The sequence below is a fragment of the Salinicola corii genome (assembly GCF_008298015.1).
In the GTDB taxonomy this organism is placed as follows: domain Bacteria; phylum Pseudomonadota; class Gammaproteobacteria; order Pseudomonadales; family Halomonadaceae; genus Salinicola; species Salinicola corii.
Window position 1 is genome coordinate 12,364 of record NZ_VTPX01000009.1, and the last position, 16,052, is coordinate 28,415.

23 protein-coding genes and 1 tRNA gene are annotated in these 16,052 nt (G+C 57.2%); 9 read left to right on the forward strand and 15 right to left on the reverse strand.

Going from position 1 to position 16,052, the window contains the following annotated elements:
• Window positions 1–252 precede the first annotated feature (252 nt).
• A tRNA-Gly gene (locus F0A16_RS15095) sits at window positions 253–326 on the forward strand.
• 343 nt (window positions 327–669) lie between these two features.
• Window positions 670–1,098 (forward strand): integrase core domain-containing protein, encoded by a 429-nt coding sequence (locus F0A16_RS15100; protein ID WP_275401762.1) that lies wholly within the window; start codon window positions 670–672, stop codon window positions 1,096–1,098.
• A 135-nt stretch (window positions 1,099–1,233) separates the two neighbouring features.
• On the opposite strand, the gene F0A16_RS15105 is transcribed toward F0A16_RS15100, so the two are convergent.
• Window positions 1,234–2,130: a Hint domain-containing protein gene (locus F0A16_RS15105; RefSeq protein ID WP_149436236.1), complete on the reverse strand. Its 897-nt coding sequence runs from the start codon at window positions 2,128–2,130 to the stop codon at window positions 1,234–1,236.
• 184 nt (window positions 2,131–2,314) lie between these two features.
• Between F0A16_RS15105 and F0A16_RS15110 the strand changes: the two genes are divergently transcribed.
• The gene (locus tag F0A16_RS15110) at window positions 2,315–2,650 is read left to right on the forward strand and encodes a DUF6916 family protein (RefSeq protein ID WP_149436237.1); all 336 of its coding nucleotides are present in this window, start codon (window positions 2,315–2,317) and stop codon (window positions 2,648–2,650) included.
• Window positions 2,651–2,657: 7 nt separating this feature from the next.
• Here the strand turns inward: F0A16_RS15110 and F0A16_RS22270 are convergent, their stop codons facing one another.
• On the reverse strand, window positions 2,658–3,158 hold the full coding sequence (locus tag F0A16_RS22270; protein WP_149436238.1) for a GNAT family N-acetyltransferase: 501 nt from the start codon (window positions 3,156–3,158) through the stop codon (window positions 2,658–2,660).
• Between the two features lie 136 nt (window positions 3,159–3,294).
• Entirely contained in the window at window positions 3,295–3,822 is a 528-nt protein-coding gene (locus F0A16_RS22275) for a phage tail protein (protein WP_149436239.1), read from the reverse strand.
• Between the two features lie 240 nt (window positions 3,823–4,062).
• Here F0A16_RS22275 and F0A16_RS15125 point away from each other — a divergent pair, with 240 nt between their 5' ends.
• Window positions 4,063–4,329: a hypothetical protein gene (locus F0A16_RS15125; RefSeq protein WP_149436240.1), complete on the forward strand. Its 267-nt coding sequence runs from the start codon at window positions 4,063–4,065 to the stop codon at window positions 4,327–4,329.
• A 547-nt stretch (window positions 4,330–4,876) separates the two neighbouring features.
• On the opposite strand, the gene F0A16_RS15130 is transcribed toward F0A16_RS15125, so the two are convergent.
• Both F0A16_RS15130 and F0A16_RS22280 read right to left on the reverse strand, forming a co-directional pair.
• The gene (locus F0A16_RS15130; RefSeq protein ID WP_187776036.1) at window positions 4,877–5,830 is read right to left on the reverse strand and encodes a class D beta-lactamase; all 954 of its coding nucleotides are present in this window, start codon (window positions 5,828–5,830) and stop codon (window positions 4,877–4,879) included.
• 124 nt (window positions 5,831–5,954) lie between these two features.
• Complete coding sequence (locus F0A16_RS22280) at window positions 5,955–6,098, reverse strand: DUF4113 domain-containing protein (RefSeq protein WP_149436242.1); 144 nt, start codon at window positions 6,096–6,098, stop codon at window positions 5,955–5,957.
• A gap of 166 nt (window positions 6,099–6,264) precedes the next feature.
• Between F0A16_RS22280 and F0A16_RS15140 the strand changes: the two genes are divergently transcribed.
• Window positions 6,265–7,275 (forward strand): Ldh family oxidoreductase, encoded by a 1,011-nt coding sequence (locus F0A16_RS15140; protein ID WP_149436243.1) that lies wholly within the window; start codon window positions 6,265–6,267, stop codon window positions 7,273–7,275.
• 500 nt (window positions 7,276–7,775) lie between these two features.
• Here F0A16_RS15140 and F0A16_RS15145 read toward each other — a convergent pair whose 3' ends face one another.
• From F0A16_RS15145 to F0A16_RS15160, 4 genes are all read right to left on the reverse strand, one after another.
• Complete coding sequence (locus tag F0A16_RS15145; RefSeq protein WP_149436244.1) at window positions 7,776–8,180, reverse strand: hypothetical protein; 405 nt, start codon at window positions 8,178–8,180, stop codon at window positions 7,776–7,778.
• A gap of 377 nt (window positions 8,181–8,557) precedes the next feature.
• Complete coding sequence (locus F0A16_RS21785; RefSeq protein WP_187776037.1) at window positions 8,558–8,707, reverse strand: hypothetical protein; 150 nt, start codon at window positions 8,705–8,707, stop codon at window positions 8,558–8,560.
• 82 nt (window positions 8,708–8,789) lie between these two features.
• A complete protein-coding gene (locus tag F0A16_RS15155; protein WP_149436246.1) occupies window positions 8,790–8,978 on the reverse strand; it encodes a hypothetical protein in 189 nt (62 codons plus the stop codon).
• Between the two features lie 148 nt (window positions 8,979–9,126).
• A complete protein-coding gene (locus F0A16_RS15160) occupies window positions 9,127–9,465 on the reverse strand; it encodes a hypothetical protein (protein ID WP_187776038.1) in 339 nt (112 codons plus the stop codon).
• A 198-nt stretch (window positions 9,466–9,663) separates the two neighbouring features.
• Between F0A16_RS15160 and F0A16_RS15165 the strand changes: the two genes are divergently transcribed.
• Both F0A16_RS15165 and F0A16_RS15170 read left to right on the forward strand, forming a co-directional pair.
• Entirely contained in the window at window positions 9,664–9,915 is a 252-nt protein-coding gene (locus tag F0A16_RS15165; protein ID WP_149436248.1) for a hypothetical protein, read from the forward strand.
• A 174-nt stretch (window positions 9,916–10,089) separates the two neighbouring features.
• Window positions 10,090–10,248, forward strand: a complete 159-nt coding sequence (locus F0A16_RS15170; RefSeq protein ID WP_110600857.1) for a YqaE/Pmp3 family membrane protein — start codon at window positions 10,090–10,092, stop codon at window positions 10,246–10,248.
• A 52-nt stretch (window positions 10,249–10,300) separates the two neighbouring features.
• On the opposite strand, the gene F0A16_RS15175 is transcribed toward F0A16_RS15170, so the two are convergent.
• Window positions 10,301–10,729, reverse strand: a complete 429-nt coding sequence (locus tag F0A16_RS15175) for a DUF6314 family protein (protein WP_149436249.1) — start codon at window positions 10,727–10,729, stop codon at window positions 10,301–10,303.
• A gap of 57 nt (window positions 10,730–10,786) precedes the next feature.
• On the opposite strand from F0A16_RS15175, the gene F0A16_RS15180 reads away from it, so the two are divergent.
• Window positions 10,787–11,677 carry a carboxylate/amino acid/amine transporter gene (locus tag F0A16_RS15180; protein WP_149436250.1) on the forward strand — a complete coding sequence of 297 codons (891 nt, stop codon included), beginning with the start codon at window positions 10,787–10,789 and terminating at the stop codon, window positions 11,675–11,677.
• Here the strand turns inward: F0A16_RS15180 and F0A16_RS15185 are convergent.
• From F0A16_RS15185 to hmuQ, 4 genes are read right to left on the reverse strand one after another with little or no spacing between them, the layout of a single operon-like run.
• Window positions 11,613–12,650, reverse strand: coding sequence for a DUF1853 family protein (locus F0A16_RS15185; protein ID WP_149436251.1), 1,038 nt, complete (start codon window positions 12,648–12,650; stop codon window positions 11,613–11,615). The genes F0A16_RS15180 and F0A16_RS15185 overlap by 65 nt on opposite strands.
• A 10-nt stretch (window positions 12,651–12,660) precedes the next feature.
• A complete protein-coding gene (locus tag F0A16_RS15190; RefSeq protein WP_149436252.1) occupies window positions 12,661–12,918 on the reverse strand; it encodes a hypothetical protein in 258 nt (85 codons plus the stop codon).
• 40 nt (window positions 12,919–12,958) lie between these two features.
• Window positions 12,959–13,591 (reverse strand): cell wall hydrolase, encoded by a 633-nt coding sequence (locus F0A16_RS15195; protein WP_149436253.1) that lies wholly within the window; start codon window positions 13,589–13,591, stop codon window positions 12,959–12,961.
• Complete coding sequence (gene hmuQ, locus F0A16_RS15200; RefSeq protein ID WP_149436254.1) at window positions 13,575–13,910, reverse strand: heme-degrading protein HmuQ; 336 nt, start codon at window positions 13,908–13,910, stop codon at window positions 13,575–13,577. The genes F0A16_RS15195 and hmuQ overlap by 17 nt, the downstream gene beginning before the upstream one ends.
• A 207-nt stretch (window positions 13,911–14,117) precedes the next feature.
• Between hmuQ and F0A16_RS15205 the strand changes: the two genes are divergently transcribed.
• Complete coding sequence (locus tag F0A16_RS15205; RefSeq protein WP_149436255.1) at window positions 14,118–15,041, forward strand: LysR family transcriptional regulator; 924 nt, start codon at window positions 14,118–14,120, stop codon at window positions 15,039–15,041.
• A gap of 51 nt (window positions 15,042–15,092) precedes the next feature.
• Here the strand turns inward: F0A16_RS15205 and F0A16_RS15210 are convergent, their stop codons facing one another.
• The gene (locus F0A16_RS15210) at window positions 15,093–15,965 is read right to left on the reverse strand and encodes a VOC family protein (protein WP_149436256.1); all 873 of its coding nucleotides are present in this window, start codon (window positions 15,963–15,965) and stop codon (window positions 15,093–15,095) included.
• Window positions 15,966–16,052: the final 87 nt, after the last annotated feature.

Consider the following 16,052-nt stretch of genomic DNA (forward strand, 5'->3'; position numbering starts at 1 on the left):
TGCCATTCTATCGAATGGTGGCTGAACTTTGCAGTTGTTGGCCAGGGAAGACATCAGGGAGAGCCTCCAAGGAAGGCGGTGCCAGGGAAGCGGGATCAGGTATTCCCGACCGTCAGCTGGTTAGGCACAGGCTGATTGAGAGCCCGGCCCTCCTAATGAGGGCCGGGCTCTCTCTTGTCAGTGACAGAGATGGGTGGCAAGCAAATGCGGGCTTGCAAACGCCAAGTCTCCGGATTTACGATCATGCCCGCGGCGGGTGTAGCTCAATGGTAGAGCAGAAGCTTCCCAAGCTTAAGACGAGGGTTCGATTCCCTTCACCCGCTCCATTTTATTAATTAGACATGTCCAAAAATATCCTCGAATCGCCCTCCAGCCCGCACACCATCTAGCATCTCCAATTCAAATGCGTCCAGGCATTAACAGTGATAGCAATCACCCTCTTGTATGGCCTAATGTATGGCTAGGTTTCAGCCATACAAGAAAGGTTAGATGAAGCGCGATCAAATCAAGCGGCGCCCGCTGGCGGATACAGTACTCGTTAAACTTGAACCCGAGTCCCGAGAATATCGTGAAAGCTTCGGTCTCGACCAACTCTATTTCGTTGTCGCCCCCTCCGGCCGGAAGCGGTGGGAGCTCCGCTATTAAGAAGCCAGCTACCGGGCGCTGGGCCTGGATGGGTCTCGGCCGCTATCCCTACGGTCAGATAACGGGCTCGTTTTCAGCAGTCGCCACTACACAGGCACGGTAAAGGCCTATGGCCTCACGCAGGAGTTCACGACGCCGTATACACCGGAACAGGACGGGCTCGTGGAGCGCTTCTTCCGTTCCTTGAAGGAGGAGTGCATTTGGCTCCATCGTTTCGAGTCGCTGGGCCAAGCCAGGATCGTGATCGATCGCTGGATTCGGTACTACAACGAAGAGCGGCCACATCAGTCTCTGGACTATGTGGCACCCCGAGCACATCTCAACATTAGCTGCGTAGGTTGTGCAGAAAACAGGGGGGCATTACACATCGACAGTACTGCTCGCGATGCGTTGATGCGCTACGCCCGCGCGAAGGTGGGCGTGCGGGGAAGTAACAGTGCCGTTCTGAAATAGAGAGGAGCGACCGGTGTGGGTGAGGCAACACCCGCGTCAGCCCCGACAAGCAGTCCATTTCTGCCAGCAGGGCAAGATTCTCCGCTCTACTCAGACTCAGTTAGAATTACGCGGTCCTTGTCCAGTAGGCCGCGATCAAGCGACCTTGGCACTCGCTAGGCGCTGGAGGACACGCAATGGGACGTATCGGCTGGCGGAAATGCGAGACAAAGCCATCTCCGGAATTGTTATATCCATGCCGTAGAGGTTTAAATATTCATCATAATTATCAAAGCTGCTACGCGATACATAATCGATATAGGTTTCCGCAGGCACCCCTTCGGCTAAGATTAGTGAATGGTTTTCCGTCTCGATATGATAAACAGTATACCCTTTGCCGAGTTCTATCAGAGGGACCCATTCGATACTTGTGTCATTGACCAGTGCGGAAGCATTGAGCAGTAGGCCATCGACCATGAGCGCGTGGTTGGCGGTGACGAGTAGATCGCGGAGGGGAAGGCCATCACCTAGCGCGCCGGCACAGACCCTGATTGGCATCAGACGCTCCGGTGGATGGAATGCACAAACAACTTTTTGCCGGCCAACCCAGCGCACAGGAACGCTTTCTCCGTCTGCTGTCAAAATAGCATCACCTATACGCAGTTCTTCAACTCGTACGCTGCCCTGAGGTGTTGTGATTGCTGTGCCTTCCAAAAAGCATTCTGCTAGCGATGAATCCGTTGCACTGTCCAGATTTTCAGGTAGCGTTGACGAGTCAAAACCTGACGGGGTGACTACATACAGAGTGTAATCGTCAAGTGTGCCACCAGTATTCGCATCACTGAAAATAGGATAGTCCGTACCTTCAATATTGATCGTACCGACAAATGTTCCACTGCCATCAGCAAAGGAATCGCTTGTATCGCCTACAGTTTCCCCCGGAGAAAAAACCGTATCTCCTCCGTCATCAGTCACGATCTCGCCAGGTACGAAGTCAGAGAGCGCAAGATCTCCATCGAGATATAGGTGTGATGTGCCTTCGTAAGCAGCCATTGCATTTAAGCCTCATTAGTTGTATTTAGGTATAGCTAGGTAAAATCTACATGCAGACGGTAACCTCGTCCATTCGACTTTTGCTCCTCGTAGGTAATCATGCTGCAAAGCAGCAGACTGTGAAGCCGAACATCCGTTACACCTTGAATTTATTGACGTTTTATTCAATCTGAAAGAGTCAATTATGCCTCTCGATACTATCACAGCGACGTCAGATACCTTCTTACCCTATGTAGGCGACACGTTCATTACCGATAGCGCTCCGGAGAAGATCCTCTTAACGTTAGATAACGTCAAAATTTTCAAGAACTCAGATGTTCGTGATAGCAAGCTGGTCATTGATGGGATCAAGTACCTTCCACGGCAAGCCTTCGCCTTAACCTTTGTGGGACCGGTGAAACCAATCCTGGTCAGCGGGATGCTCAGCCTCTCGCATAAACAGATCGGCACCCTAGCACTTTTCATATCCCCATTTAGGAAGGACCAAGATTGCATTCTCTACGAGGTGGTCTTCAACTAAGTACCAGTTAAATTTCGAGTGAGCATCTGTCGGGTTGCCACTCCAGTGACAGATGGTGCCCGTATAGACCGGTTGATACAAAATGGTGCCGTAAATAGAGATGGCGAGCAGGGCTATCCTTCTCGACTTTGAGGCGAACGGGAACTTTCCCTCCACTTGCTTCATTTAGAAGACTTCGGAGTATATCTGTTCCAATACCACGACGTTGATAGGTCGGCAATAGAGACATCTCGATGATTCTAAGGCACTCGTCTTCTTTATTCAAGTAAAGCCGCCCAATATCCACGTTATCGAGAACAATAATTCTACATACTGCGTTAGGAAAAAGTCGTTCATAATGTAGCTTTTGTGCCTCAAATTGCCTCTTCAAAAAATCTTTTTTTTCATCCTCTGGCCAGACAGTGAGCGCAAACTCCCATTCTCTAGTGCTCGCATAGAGATTCATGAGAAATAGATTATCTGGCTGATGAATTATCCGAAAATATATGCCTTTTCGACGAGCGAACATTAAGGGAACTCCGTTGTTTTTATAATGTAACAGATGCGATTAGAGTAGCCATTCCCTAAGTAGGCTTAGAGAGATGAGTGTTGCAGGTATCTTGCTGCTATAATACATGCCAATGTGTGGAAAGTGTCGTCTAAGATCATTCTCGTGATGGGAATATCCCTTGTAACGCGATTTCATAATTAAGGACAAGATAAGGCGGCATGGAATTGAATGCTTCTCCATCACCGGTCTCATTGATGGTAATTGCTTCAGAGGACATCTGTCTATTAGGGGAAACACTCGGTTGTGTATAAATTTGGGCTAAACCTAATAGCATCCCGGAGGGGGTTTTTACGGTCGCGCTTCCTGTTTCGGCGTTGAGGGTGGCGGTGTGATTATGAGGCGGAAGGTTTGACGCACTCAGCGTAGTTGTCTCAGAGCCTCCGCTACTCCCAATTTCGCGGCGTGACCGGTTTCCCCCCTCTCCCTGTCCGATGGCCATCCGCCCTGAAAGATCGGGAAGAGCAAAAGTGGTTCTCCCATCGCCCCCGTAGATCGTGCCAAGCAGAGAAAACAATGCAGAATTCTGCGCTATAGGCATCAATTGACCTTGGCATAGAGCAAAACCGCGTTGCGCGAAGGGATATCCAACTAGGCATATTTGACCAAGGAACGGCTCCGACATTATGACTTACCCCTTGAGTTTATTGGGTTTTTAGTATGCTGCTAACATTATTTTATGCCTTGAAGGATATAAAAAAAATACGACAATAGCATTACTTTTTCATGATCATTTTATAGATCGAACGATGTGGAGTAAAAGCTGAATTATGAGGCCCGGATCCCGCTCACGACTGATTTTATGGGAAACAACCAATGTCATCAGTAAGCGCTTGCAGGTCTGCCTATAGGGTAGTTTCTACTCATGACATCGTCCCTGCGTCTTGGCTTCGACTTACCACCATCTCTGCGGCTTAAGACCCTCGAGGCCGGCGTCGAATGTTGTGATGGATACCAGCAGGTGCCGTATGTACAGATTGTGCGGCCGCGCTGTCTGGTTGATATATCGATCTGGAGCAAGAGCCCTGCGTTTATCGACCGCGACTCGATTCGCGGCGTCACACAGCATATCGGCTCCAATCTCGTCGAGCACTGGCCAGTGAGCATGTCGGTCAAAGCATGGCAACGATGATAACGCTGAGTTGATCACTCCGCTGCAGGCAACTGCTGACACATCGCGTCGGTAAATTTACACGCAAGTTTCGCGGCGCGATGTCGATATCCTTTATGTTTTAGGCGAAGAGAAGCCATTTAAGACATCCCCGCGATGAAGAAGTTTTCCCGGCTCATGAGGTCGGGTTTTTTATAAATATCAAGTGGCCCTCATCGCTTCTATATTCACACTGACTTCGTGTCAGCAACTACGCTGAGCCCGCCTTCTCGGGTATTGAGAGGCGAGGTGAGGATGCCTTGTATGCTCGCGCGCGCGGATGCCATCGGCTGATAGCAGTCGGTGCTATTTCATTGTCCAATCTGGGTCGAATCATCCGTGTCCTAGACCCTACCAGCGAGGTGTGGTGTCTAGGAATATCAAGGGATTCGGCTGCAGGAAGCGGCATCACAGGGATGTATGGCAGGACGCCGTGATGTTAAGGCAAAGATGGCAGCGGTTTGAGGCCACTCTAACGTGTTTCTTTTCCGCTGCGCTGTGTTTTGGGCTCTGCCACTTCAAGATTGTATCAATCTTTATCGATGGCGTTCGGTACAGGGAACCCATTGGATTTAAGCAACGCGTATGTAGCCTTGGTTCGTGCTCTCATCGTATTGGGTAGTTCCAAGTCTAGATTTAAAGCGAAGTAAACAGGCCCTCCGGATTCCACCGGGCGTTCAATCCATCCAACAAACCAGCCAGTTCGCTCCGTAGCGTTCGGTAGAAGACCAGGTGTATCGGAGCGTAGGAACCCTTCATCATCAATAGGGAGCATCGCGCCCGTCTTGCCGTAGATGATGCTTCCATCCTTTGCCTGACCGCTTTGGATCATGCGAATCGTTCGTGTCATGCTGGATGCATCAGCGTTCAACTGTCCATTATGTAACCGTTGAAGGAACGCGACCTGCTCTTCTGCACTTATTTTAAGAGGGCCCCGGAGCCAGAAATGTCGTAGGTCGTCGGCCGATCCGACATTGGCATTGCCGTACTCCAGCTTCTCGACCCATTCTTGCTCGCGTGGCTGGCCGATCTTGTCTGCGATTTCCTGGAAGACCCATACGGTTGATGCCGACACTGCGTCGGCCATGCTAGTATTCGTATTCCAGGCGTCCACACCACGGCCCCGGCCGTCCCATTGGAATTTCTGATTTTCGTCATCTACGGCTCCCACCTCCAAGGCGATAAGCGAGTGGGGGATTTTGTAAGTAGAGGCTGGGATAAAACGTTCTCTTGAGCGCGGCGCATTACACACCAGTTTCGTTTCACTCGAAGGCACGTAGATTACGATTGTGGATCGATCTCTATCTGGCATCAGCTCGCAACCGCTAGCTTCCTGTACCATTTCTTTTGCGACGGGGTTTGCGTCGCGCGGCTGCTCGATAGCACAGGCCGATACTATCGGCATGCAGATTGCGAGTAGCCCGATCCACTTTTTAAAGCTGAAGGAGATGACTTCAGGTTTCATATCGAGTTCCATTTTCATTAGGATCATCGAGCGCTTGGTGCTGGTGCTAATCGTGCCATAGGGTGGACTCCATAACATTTTTTCTGATTACGAGTCTCCGGAGTATACCGCTCCATCCCAGTGCCTTCTTCTGAGAAACTTTTCAGACTCTCACCGTCGGCAGCTCATCCCACCTGGTGGTGTAGCGCTGCGTTAGTAAGTCCGCCTTGAGCTTCCACGCCGCTTTTCCTCTCGTCCCGCCCAATCTCACTGTGCCCCGTCCCATCCTGCGGTTCAGCTCATCCATGGCGGCACTGGCTTTCTCCAATCGCTCTACGTCACTCTCCGGTGAATCAAAAAAGAGCCACGGAGAGGCAAATCAACTCTTGCCACTTTCGTCTAGCGCATGACGATAGCCAGTCGCGCCGTCAGAAATTTATGATGTATGACAAATTCCCGAGGTCGAGTCGACGATGACCCATGATGTTTCTCTCTGCCTTAAAGAGGCAGAGGCGCTGAGTCTACGCATTCTGGATAAAGCGGGATTCAGCCCAGCCCATGCGAATGCCATCACGCGCAGCGTCGTTGCAGCCCAGCGCGATGAGTGCCATTCCCACGGGCTCTATCGTCTGATCAATTGTGTGGATGCCGCGAGAAAGGGCGGCCTGGATCCCCAGGCCGAACCGGTGGTTCATGACCAAGCGCCGGGCGTCGTCAAGATCGACGCTCGTGGCGGATGCTCGCTACTATCGTTCGAGACCGGCAAGGCGCACCTGAAAGAGAAAGCGGAGCGCAACGGTGTAGCGGTGCTAGGCATCAATCATTGCTTTCACTTCTCCGCCCTTTGGTCCGAGGTGGAAGCGCTTGCTGAACTGGGGCTAGCCGCGCTGGCAATGAACCCAACCCACGCCTTTGTCGCGCCGACCGGCGGTACAAAGCCTCTGCTCGGCACTAACCCCTTTGCCTTTGCCTGGCCACGGCCGGGCCGGTTGCCCTACGTTTTCGACTTTGCCACGAGTGTCGTCGCACGCGGGGAGATAGAGCTGCATCGACGCGCCGGCAACTCGATCCCGGAAGGGTGGGCGCTGAACACAGAGGGTGACCCGACCACCGATCCGGCCGCGGCCCTTGAGGGAGCCATGCTCCCTTTCGGCGGCCACAAGGGGGCAGCGCTTTCCACGATGATTGAGCTACTTGCCGGACCGCTGATCGGTGACGCACTGAGCCATGAGACTTCACCTGCCAATGATGCCGGCACCGGCAGACCACAGCATGGTGAGATCGTCATCGCGTTCTCGCCAGAGACGTTCCTCGGTGCACAGAGCGAGTCTCAACTCACCCATGCTGAAGCGCTGTTCGATCGGATTCTGGAGCAGGGCGCACGGTTACCCTCCCAGCGTCGTTTCGAAGCGCGTGAGCGGAGTCTCGAGCACGGCGTGTCGATTCCGACGCCACTATACGAGGAGTTGGAAAGGCTGGCTTGAGTGCATGGGGCAAAAATGGGGCAAACCGAGCGCCAAACTATGCCGTTTTGGCGCTGTCAGAGCTTATAGACTGTATGGGCCGAGGCCAGGTATGGTGCGGCTTCGGTAGTTTTGATTTTGGAAAGATATACAGCGCCCAGCATCATCGGCGTATGCGGGCGAAGCAACGCAGGGGAGGAGGCTAGCGCGTGATATCGTGTATGGGGAGATGTATGTACCGGTGAGAAAATAGATAGGATGCAAGTAATAGCAGGGCTTGTTCGATTCCCTTCACCCGCTCCAGACAGTCCTGGCTGTCACGGGTCTCTTTCCTCCAACCCGGGCGGGTTCGTCCACTCCCTACGCTTTGTCTGAAAAATGCCTGCGCTCACTCATACGGCGTTAAAAATCGACTGGAGCGCCAGCCCCATTTACCCCGCGTAAACTGGTACGCCAGCCCGGTCCGTTTTCGGCGATTTTTGCCTTGTCTGGCTATCGCTCGTCGATTTTTTAGACAGAGCTTAATTGACCAATCGCCGCTTCATCAGGCTCTTCATCACCTGCTCTGCCGTTTTTCGGGGTTGTGAGCCGCGTCGAGAGAGACTGTCCTCTGGCTTGCCGGCCTGGGTCGTTGCTTTTGAGGACCTTGAGGGGCAATCACTTTCCCTTTCCTCGAAGCTTCCCTCTGTTGGCTCGATCTGGGGGTGAAGTTCCCTGGGTGAGTGAAAGTCGTGCTGCCATTCGAAACGCGCGTCTTTGAGTCGCTGGCGGTGATGGTAGCGATTCAGCCATCTTGCTTCTTCAATCGCAGCAGGGCGGTTAAAATAGACGTTCATGCATGCCCCCTCCCGATGAAAGTCGGCGACCACGAAGTGTTCCATTGGGGTTTTGGGGTTGACCGTTCGAACGAAATAGCGGTTTGACATGCGTTTGCTCCCATCATCGCCAGTGTTTGATCTCGTTTTGTATCAAGGAGTGCGCACTGAGCTTTCTCTTAGATGCACGTCGAATATTATCTTTCCTGTCGTCGTGATGTGAAGAAAGAGTGATACAGCTAGATGCTTGGTTAATTTTATAACCTTATTTAAAGTATGTTGTCTTCCGAACACACTGTGGGACGTCAAGATACTGGAGGATAAGCGCTTTATCGGCACGCGTTACCGTGGTTGGGCGAAGAGAGTAAAACACTCAGAGCCTTGGCGAGGAATCATTGGTGCCAACGATGTCAAAGGGCGGCGGGGCTTCCGGGAAACGATCCACCGCTTCAGTAATGTAGCAGCCAGTTCTCAGGCGGGCCACACACCTAGCGAGACTTGGGGCCCGCTTCAGGAGTCGAATTCCCCTTGCGACGCTGGTATTTGGCGTATGCCTGCTTGGCCGTGTGCTTGGCTTTTTCACGGTTCTCCGGCTTTCTCAGCCAGTTGGCGATGGCGGCGCCGATCATCTTTTTCATGGCATCATCCCAATCGGTGGTGGTGTTGAGTTCGTCATCAGAGATCGTGTGGTGTTCAAGATCGTTATTCGTGCCGGCCACACTAGTCGACGCTACCGATAGGGGCCGTATCGTTGCCGTTGAGGCGCTCGGCTTCCATCTCGGCTTCCTCCGAGAAGGCGTGCCGAGAGATGACCCAGCACGGCTCGGCACCATCGTCGTAGCGTTGATCGACGACGAGCCATTCTGGCGCCCGCCGTGTTGCATTGGTCGAAGGAGTGGCGAACGACAAATGAGTTCAAGACGAGGTGCTCCTTTTTGGGTTGGCGCCGTCACTGTTTCTCAGGGCACCGGGCCGGTCACACGACTTGGCTCTACGTCATTCCGTTCTCGTCGCGTGAAAAAGGGGCCGAAGCCCCTCGGCTATCGCCAATAGTCCATCACTGACTTTCGATGGCATCGCCAGCCGCGTCGCTGTGACCCTCGGCGTCGATGTCGTCCAGATCTTCAGACTCCTGAATATCCGTCTTTTCGTTCGTTTCGGCCTCGACCGCATCCATGGACTGATTGGCAGCATCGCTGTGGCCGCTGGCTTTGTCCGAGGCCTGGCTGCCATTCGTCGTGACGCCGCTGCCCGTGTTCATCGGTTCGTTGTTCGCCTGCTCGGCTTCTTCCATCGCATCGCTTTGCGCGAAGGCGCCACCGGCGATACCCATCAGCAGCATGGCGGCCATAGTGGAAACGATCAGATTCTTTCTCATGACAAATTCCTTTTGCATAGAGGATGATGATGGCTGCGATAGGCAACCGGATGCACTCCTACTGTAGTTCATAAATTTCATTCGGTTGAAAATTCGACGGCGTCGGCTCTTCCAGAGACCTTGAAGTCGCGATCGCCAGGTGCCATCTAAGAGGATATCGCACGGAGCCATATCTACGGGTTGGGGGCCCCGATGCGCGGCACTGGAGGACAACGGATGAATGCTCGAGATTATCTCGCCAAGCAGGGTATAGCGCTCGACAAGGAGCAGGACAAGCCCCAGTCGCTCGAGGAAAAAGCGTGGGCGCGGGCCCGCGAGGCTGCCGAACATGGCCCGAGGAGCGGCACGCCGCATGACTGGGAGGATTGGGAGCGGCATCACGAGGAACTCGCCTCGGATTCGCGCTCCATCCATGCCAAGGTGAGCAAGACGCGCTCCACCGACGAGGATACCAAGGACCGCCATTGATGAACGGCAGCGTTCACCCCCAAAGAACGCTATGCTGTGGCGGGGTGAATCACGATAAGTCATCGGGATATTGCCATCCCGTTGCCCAAGGTGGCAGGTTCGCCGGTCGCCTCGGGGCACCACAATGGATTGTTGGATACCAACAACGATGTCGTTCTGAGCAAAGGAGGCTACATGGACATCATTCGCATCATCTTCGCCATTCTCTTGCCGCCGGTAGGGGTGTTCCTGCAGGTTGGCCTGGGACTGCAGTTCTGGATCAATATCGTGTTGACGCTGCTGGGTTACATCCCGGGCATCATTCACGCCATCTGGATCATTGCGACGCGCTGATACGGTTTCGGCGATTCCCTTCTTCGGCTTCCTTCGGGAAGCCGTCGTCGTTTCAGCAGGCTCGATAACGGTAAAGTATACGTTCGTCCTTGCGGGGACCGACGATCCGCCACTCCAGATCGATACCGTCCGATACCAGTGTGAGTGTGGCGCTATAGGCATCGGCGGCGCATTGATGTACCTCGGCGCTGACCAGGGTGTCCCCGTCGCTGGCGACGAGATCGAAAAGCCAGACGGCAGCGGCGGCGCCACGGCGTTCGTGGGACAGCGAGACCCGCTCGGCATGAAGATCCCAGCGATAGACGTTGCGCATCGGTATGCTGCGATCCTGGCCATCGGGGGTGAAGGTCCCCGACTCGAAAAAGCGCACGTTGTCCTGTTGTCGAACCACGTCGACCGAGCCGGTACCCCAGCCGTTCCAACCCACTTCCGAGGCCGCCCCCGATTGCGCCACGAATTCGAAGCGCGACAGACTGGGCAAAACCGCGCTTAGCCGTATAATGGCTGTCAACTTATCGTTTATCACAGGTTGACCTGCATGTCTTACCTCGTTGGCGTCACGGCGCTCTGGGCCTTCTCCTTCAGTCTGATCGGTGTCTACCTGTCAGGGCAAGTGGATAGCTACTTTGCGGTCATGGTGCGTATCCTGTTGGCGACGCTGATTTTTCTGCCGTTCCTGCGTCCCACCGCGCTGCGTTGGTCCTCGCGTCTGGGCCTCATGGTCATCGGCAGTCTCCAACTCGGGGTGATGTATCTCTTCTTCTACCACTCGTTTCTGTTGCTGACCGTGCCGGAAGTGCTGCTGTTCACCATCTTCACGCCGCTCTATATCACCCTGATCGATGACCTGCTGGCGCAGCGCTTCTCGCCGCGCTATCTCGCGGTGGCCGTGCTGGCGGTGATAGGCGCGGCGGTCATTCGATACGATGGGGTCACTGCCAACTACTGGCTCGGCTTTCTGGTCGTGCAGGGTGCGAACCTCTGCTTTGCGCTGGGCCAGGTCGGGTATCGGCACCTGGCGCAGCGCCTGCCGACCGACCTGGCGCATCGCCATCTGTTTGGCTGGTTCTATCTGGGGGCGCTGTGCATCGCGCTGCCGGCTTTCTGGGTGCTGGGAGACGCTGCCAAGCTACCCACCACATCGCTCCAGTGGGGCGTACTGGGCTGGCTGGGAATCGTCGCCTCAGGGCTGGGCTACTTCCTCTGGAACAAGGGAGCCTGCCGTGTCGATGCCGGTACCCTGGCCATCATGAACAATGCGTTGATCCCGGCTGGGCTGATCGTCAACCTGCTGATCTGGAACCGGGACGCCGATCTCGTGCGGCTGGGAGTCGGCGCGCTGATCCTGGCCGGTTCACTATGGCTCAACGCGCGCTGGGCAAGAGGGCCGGCGGGGGCAGCGGCAGCGCCGGTGGCCACTCGTTCCTGACCACGAAAACCCGGCACTGCCCACCATCCGGCAGGATCAGCAGCAGGTGCGCCGACTTGCCGAGGTCGCTGAAATGCCGTGCCAGTGCGTCTTCCAGCGCAGCCAGCGGCGACGGCTCGGTGGTTGGCGGCGCGAGCCAGTGAGGCTTGATCAGCAGGTGGCCACCCGTGCCTTCGGGTAATTGCCGCGCCAACGCCGGCCAGGCACCCTGGTGACACCACAGGCCTTGCGCCGTGCTGTCGTTGGCAAGTCGGGGCAGCGGCAAGCGTCGATGCCAGGGGTGGTAGAGGCACCCCGGCATGATGATCCGCTGTCGTAGTGATCCGGTGGCGCCCAGTGCCTGGCGCTGTCGCCGGGCGGCCGGGGATCGGCCTCCGGGTAGCTGATGGGACTGGAGGCGATGACATTTGATGGCCAGCGAGTCGAAGCTCCCCACCCCGATCCAGCGTGCGGCATCGTAGCGGTCTCCCGGTCCCTCCGGCAGGCCGAGGAAAAACTTGATCGCCAGTTCGACGTGGAAGACATCGGTTGCGCGGTCGTCGCACGGCGAGCCGATGGTCGGCGCAGACGTGTACATGAGATCGAGCTCGCCCAGGGTTTGCCTGTCCTTGCGTAGCGCGATGTTGTGCGCCAGTAGTCGAGTGCGGGGGGCCCGCGCCAAGATCCACTGCCATAGCGTCTCGTGATAGATGCCTAGGCGGTGCGAGTGCCGCTTCAGCCGCTGTCGCTGAAAGTCGGCATCCAGGGTTTCCTGCTGGGCCAGCCAGGCCCGCCTGCGGTCGTGCCGATCGAGCCCGAGTTCCGCCAGCGTGGGGCGCCCGGGACAGTCGAGGGTTGCCATGTCCGGAGCATGCAGCAACCAAGCGATGTCGCGCACCCAGGGCCGGCTAAGCCGCGCCAGATCGTTCGTCAGTGGGGCTTCCGGCGGCTGGAAGATGTCGAATCTGACTCGTGGTTCCGAGGGGGCGAGCATCGTGAATTGCTTAGCGCGGTCTGGTCGCGGGGCCGGTCACGGTGGCGCCGATCCGGGCATCCTCGCGAAGCAGCGCGACCAGGTACCGCTCGGTAGCCCTCGCGATCACGGGATGTCGGCCGAGAAGCACCTCGACGCGTTCCCGCGCCGCTTTCCCTGGCAGTGGTGGCGTCGTCAGGGTGTTGGCATCGAGCGGACCCAATAATGCGCTCGATCGATATCCGGCGTCGGCTGGCATGGTTTCCTCTTCGTCGAATCCTGGTTTCATCGTCGTTGATCCGGCCTGCGTCGGGAAGGTGTGACCCGATTCATCCGGGCTGGCGATAGAAGTTGAACTCTCGGGTTCGAGCCGTTCTGACCAGTGTCGACATCCAGCCGGGCGAGATGCTGCGATGGTGGAAGAACAGGGCGCCATGGGTGATGTCGGGGAGCGTTCCGTTGAGCGCACGGCGCGCCATTTCCCTGGCCGCCGCGTACTGATCGGGCTCGTTGGCTTCGTCGGGACGGCCGTCGCACCACCAGGAGAACTGGCAGTGTCCGCTCTCCGACCCTTGTTGAACGATGTCGCACAGGCTCGAGGGAAACTCGGGATTGCCCAGCCGATTCATGATCACGTTGGCGACCGCCTGCATCTCGCGCTGATCGGTACCCTTGGCCTCCCAGTAGATCGATCGCGCCAGGCAGGTGATCGCATCGTCGAGCGGCGCCAAACCTCGCGGATCGACGGCCTCGGTTCCTTCCGAGGTCAGTCGCACCGCCTCGGGGGCCGGTTCGATCTCGTCCGTCTCGACCACACGCCGCTCGAGTTGCACGGCTTTCTGCTTCGCGATTTCGGCTTTGGTCGGCGGTGGCGATGCCGATGATGGGCCGCCCGACAGCAGGCCGGCCAGGACGAGGCCGATCGCCAGTCGCCGATAGCCCCGCTCAGCCGGCGCTTTCATCGCTACCGATCGTCTGAATGACGTCGAAGCCCTCGAACTTGGGCGGGCCGAGATAAAGGCCTTCGCGCCGGCTCTGACCAGCGTTGGCATGGGCCGCACGAAACGCCTCCGAGTGTGTCCAGGCTTCGAAATCATCGCGAGAGCGCCAGACGGTGTGGGAGGCGTAGAGCACATGGTCCTCCTCCTCTGGGCCGCGCAGCATCTGGAATTCGACGAATCCGGGCAGGCCCTGGAGGTGCGTTTCGCGCTCCAGCCATATTGTCTCGAATTCCTGAGTGCGCGCCGGATTGACGCGAAAGCGGTTCATGGCGATGAACATGGAGTGACTCCTGCTGGGAAGAGCGGCGTCCGGTAAGAAAATCGATGGAGGCGGTCACCGCGAGTTTTCAGGCATGACTGGGCAACATTGCCAGCATCCGATACCGAAAGTCGAGTCGAAAGCGCCGCTGTCCCAGCGATGGCGTTGACGCCGCCGCGAGTTGGTGGGCTAATCGTAGCAACGGTTCCTGTTCTCCGGTCGACACTCATGGATATTCCCCATCAGCGCCTGGTCTACTTTCGCGTCGCGGTCGAGTCCGGGTCGCTGCGCAAGGCGGCGGCGCGGCTGGATATCGCACCCTCGGCGGTCAGCCGCCAGATTTCGCTGCTGGAGGCGGCTTTCGAGGCGCCGTTGCTCGAACGCACGCCGAGAGGGATCCGCCCCACGCCGGTGGGGGAGATGGCGCTCGATTACTGTCGTCGACGCGGAGACCTGGACGACGACTTCATCACCCGCCTGGAGGCCTACCAGCGCCTGGAGACCGGAACCATCTCCCTGGTGGTGGGCGAGGGCTTCATCAACGATCTGATCGATGCGCCGCTCAGGGCCTTCGCCGAGCGCTACCGGGGCGTACGCCTGGAGATCGAGCAGGCGGGCACGGACGAAATCATCGAGTCGGTGGTCGAGGATCGGGCGCATATCGGGCTGATGTTCCACGAACGGGTGCATCCCCAGATTCGCTTCTGGGCCTCCAGCGGTCAGCCGCTGTTGGCGATCTGTCCCGCCGATCATCCGCTTGCCGGGGACCCCGACCCGATCTCGCTGCAGCGGCTCAGCGGGATTCCGATGGCGCTCTGGAAGCCCGGTCACGGTGTGCGCCGGCTGGTGGATCAGGCTTTCGCTCAGGCGGGCCTGCGTCCGCAAGTCGCGGTGGAGACCAATTCGATGGCGGTACTGCGTCGCTCGGTGGTCGCGGGCATGGGGATCACGCTGCTGCCGCGTTTCGCCGTGGCTCACGAGGTGGCCGAAGGAAGCGTGGTGGCGTTACCGGTGGCGTCGGCGCTTTTCCAGAACTCCCAGGCGCATATGATCAGCCGGATCGGTCGGCGCCAGCCGCAGGCCAGTCTCACGCTGCTGCGCCACCTGGGGGCCTGGATGCAGGCCTTTCGCGCCCCGGCAGGGCATTCGTGAGCGGCTGAATCCGCGGCACCGACGTCGGGCCTGTGTCGTCGGGTCGTCTTGCTAACGCTGCTCGAATCGAAGCAGGGTGCCTAGTACGCCCGGTGCGATGTCGGCCTGGGTCTCACTGTGACGGTGATAGTCGATTCCGTGATCATTCCAGCAGGCGATCGCCGCTTCCAGATCCCGACAGGTGAGAGTCAGGGCCACGGCGCGCGGGGGCTCCGCCTCGACCTCACCGAGAATGGGGAAGGTCGCTGCCAGCGTCCGGGCATCGAGCAGGTGGCAATCCCCTTTATGAGTGTGAATCGTCCACACCGCGTCGCTGCCACGGACCGAGGCGGCACCGTGAATGCGGCGGAAGTGCTCGATGTCGAAATCCGGCTCATCGCTGATGTACCAGACATCGGCGATCGATGTCGCGGTGTTGGCATGTGCCTCCTGCGTCGGGTCGACGCGAAATAGCTCCGGGCGTAGCTGCTGGCAGAGGAACTGAGTCAGGAAGGGGCGTTCGGGGTCGTGCAGGATATCCAGCGCCACGCTCACATCCTCGTCGCGATCGCCGGGCAGGTGGGCCATGCGGCGGAAGATAACCGGGCAAGCTTCGGTAAAGCCGCGTGCCGCGATCAGGGCGTGATCGCGCTGGATGCTGTCGCTGTCCAGCGCCACCATGGCGATGCCGTCGCCAACGGTGGTCAGTCGCGCCTCGACGAGGCGGCCGAACTGGAAGCCATTGTCATCCTGATAGTCCAAGCACTCCGGACGACCGATACCGATCAGTTCGATGAAGTTGTTGCTGAAGAACAGTAGGTGATTATCCGTGCCCCATGGATGCTGGTGACGCGGGTTGACGGTGAAGCCGAGATCCCTGGCTGCCTGGGCGGCATGATCGAGATTACTGACCGCCAGTAAAGGGTGATCGATGCCGAAGCTCATGAGCCTTCCATCCCGTAGCGTCGTTGTCTGCAGTATCGCCCAATATTGCGAGGCGAGGGAGACAGGGTACGCGATCGGACTCGCGTT

What these genes read in the sequence shown, in the direction of transcription:
- F0A16_RS15105 (WP_149436236.1), bottom strand. Translation starts at nt 2,130, where the DNA reads ATGGCTGCTTACGAAGGCACATCACACCTATATCTCGATGGAGATCTT.
- F0A16_RS15110 (WP_149436237.1), top strand. Translation starts at nt 2,315, where the DNA reads ATGCCTCTCGATACTATCACAGCGACGTCAGATACCTTCTTACCCTAT.
- F0A16_RS22270 (WP_149436238.1), bottom strand. Translation starts at nt 3,158, where the DNA reads ATGTTCGCTCGTCGAAAAGGCATATATTTTCGGATAATTCATCAGCCA.
- F0A16_RS22275 (WP_149436239.1), bottom strand. Translation starts at nt 3,822, where the DNA reads ATGTCGGAGCCGTTCCTTGGTCAAATATGCCTAGTTGGATATCCCTTC.
- F0A16_RS15125 (WP_149436240.1), top strand. Translation starts at nt 4,063, where the DNA reads ATGACATCGTCCCTGCGTCTTGGCTTCGACTTACCACCATCTCTGCGG.
- F0A16_RS15130 (WP_187776036.1), bottom strand. Translation starts at nt 5,830, where the DNA reads ATGAAAATGGAACTCGATATGAAACCTGAAGTCATCTCCTTCAGCTTT.
- F0A16_RS22280 (WP_149436242.1), bottom strand. Translation starts at nt 6,098, where the DNA reads ATGGATGAGCTGAACCGCAGGATGGGACGGGGCACAGTGAGATTGGGC.
- F0A16_RS15140 (WP_149436243.1), top strand. Translation starts at nt 6,265, where the DNA reads ATGACCCATGATGTTTCTCTCTGCCTTAAAGAGGCAGAGGCGCTGAGT.
- F0A16_RS15145 (WP_149436244.1), bottom strand. Translation starts at nt 8,180, where the DNA reads ATGTCAAACCGCTATTTCGTTCGAACGGTCAACCCCAAAACCCCAATG.
- F0A16_RS21785 (WP_187776037.1), bottom strand. Translation starts at nt 8,707, where the DNA reads ATGAAAAAGATGATCGGCGCCGCCATCGCCAACTGGCTGAGAAAGCCG.
- F0A16_RS15160 (WP_187776038.1), bottom strand. Translation starts at nt 9,465, where the DNA reads ATGCAAAAGGAATTTGTCATGAGAAAGAATCTGATCGTTTCCACTATG.
- F0A16_RS15165 (WP_149436248.1), top strand. Translation starts at nt 9,664, where the DNA reads ATGAATGCTCGAGATTATCTCGCCAAGCAGGGTATAGCGCTCGACAAG.
- F0A16_RS15170 (WP_110600857.1), top strand. Translation starts at nt 10,090, where the DNA reads ATGGACATCATTCGCATCATCTTCGCCATTCTCTTGCCGCCGGTAGGG.
- F0A16_RS15180 (WP_149436250.1), top strand. Translation starts at nt 10,787, where the DNA reads ATGTCTTACCTCGTTGGCGTCACGGCGCTCTGGGCCTTCTCCTTCAGT.
- F0A16_RS15185 (WP_149436251.1), bottom strand. Translation starts at nt 12,650, where the DNA reads ATGCTCGCCCCCTCGGAACCACGAGTCAGATTCGACATCTTCCAGCCG.
- F0A16_RS15190 (WP_149436252.1), bottom strand. Translation starts at nt 12,918, where the DNA reads ATGAAACCAGGATTCGACGAAGAGGAAACCATGCCAGCCGACGCCGGA.
- F0A16_RS15195 (WP_149436253.1), bottom strand. Translation starts at nt 13,591, where the DNA reads ATGAAAGCGCCGGCTGAGCGGGGCTATCGGCGACTGGCGATCGGCCTC.
- hmuQ (WP_149436254.1), bottom strand. Translation starts at nt 13,910, where the DNA reads ATGTTCATCGCCATGAACCGCTTTCGCGTCAATCCGGCGCGCACTCAG.
- F0A16_RS15205 (WP_149436255.1), top strand. Translation starts at nt 14,118, where the DNA reads ATGGATATTCCCCATCAGCGCCTGGTCTACTTTCGCGTCGCGGTCGAG.
- F0A16_RS15210 (WP_149436256.1), bottom strand. Translation starts at nt 15,965, where the DNA reads ATGAGCTTCGGCATCGATCACCCTTTACTGGCGGTCAGTAATCTCGAT.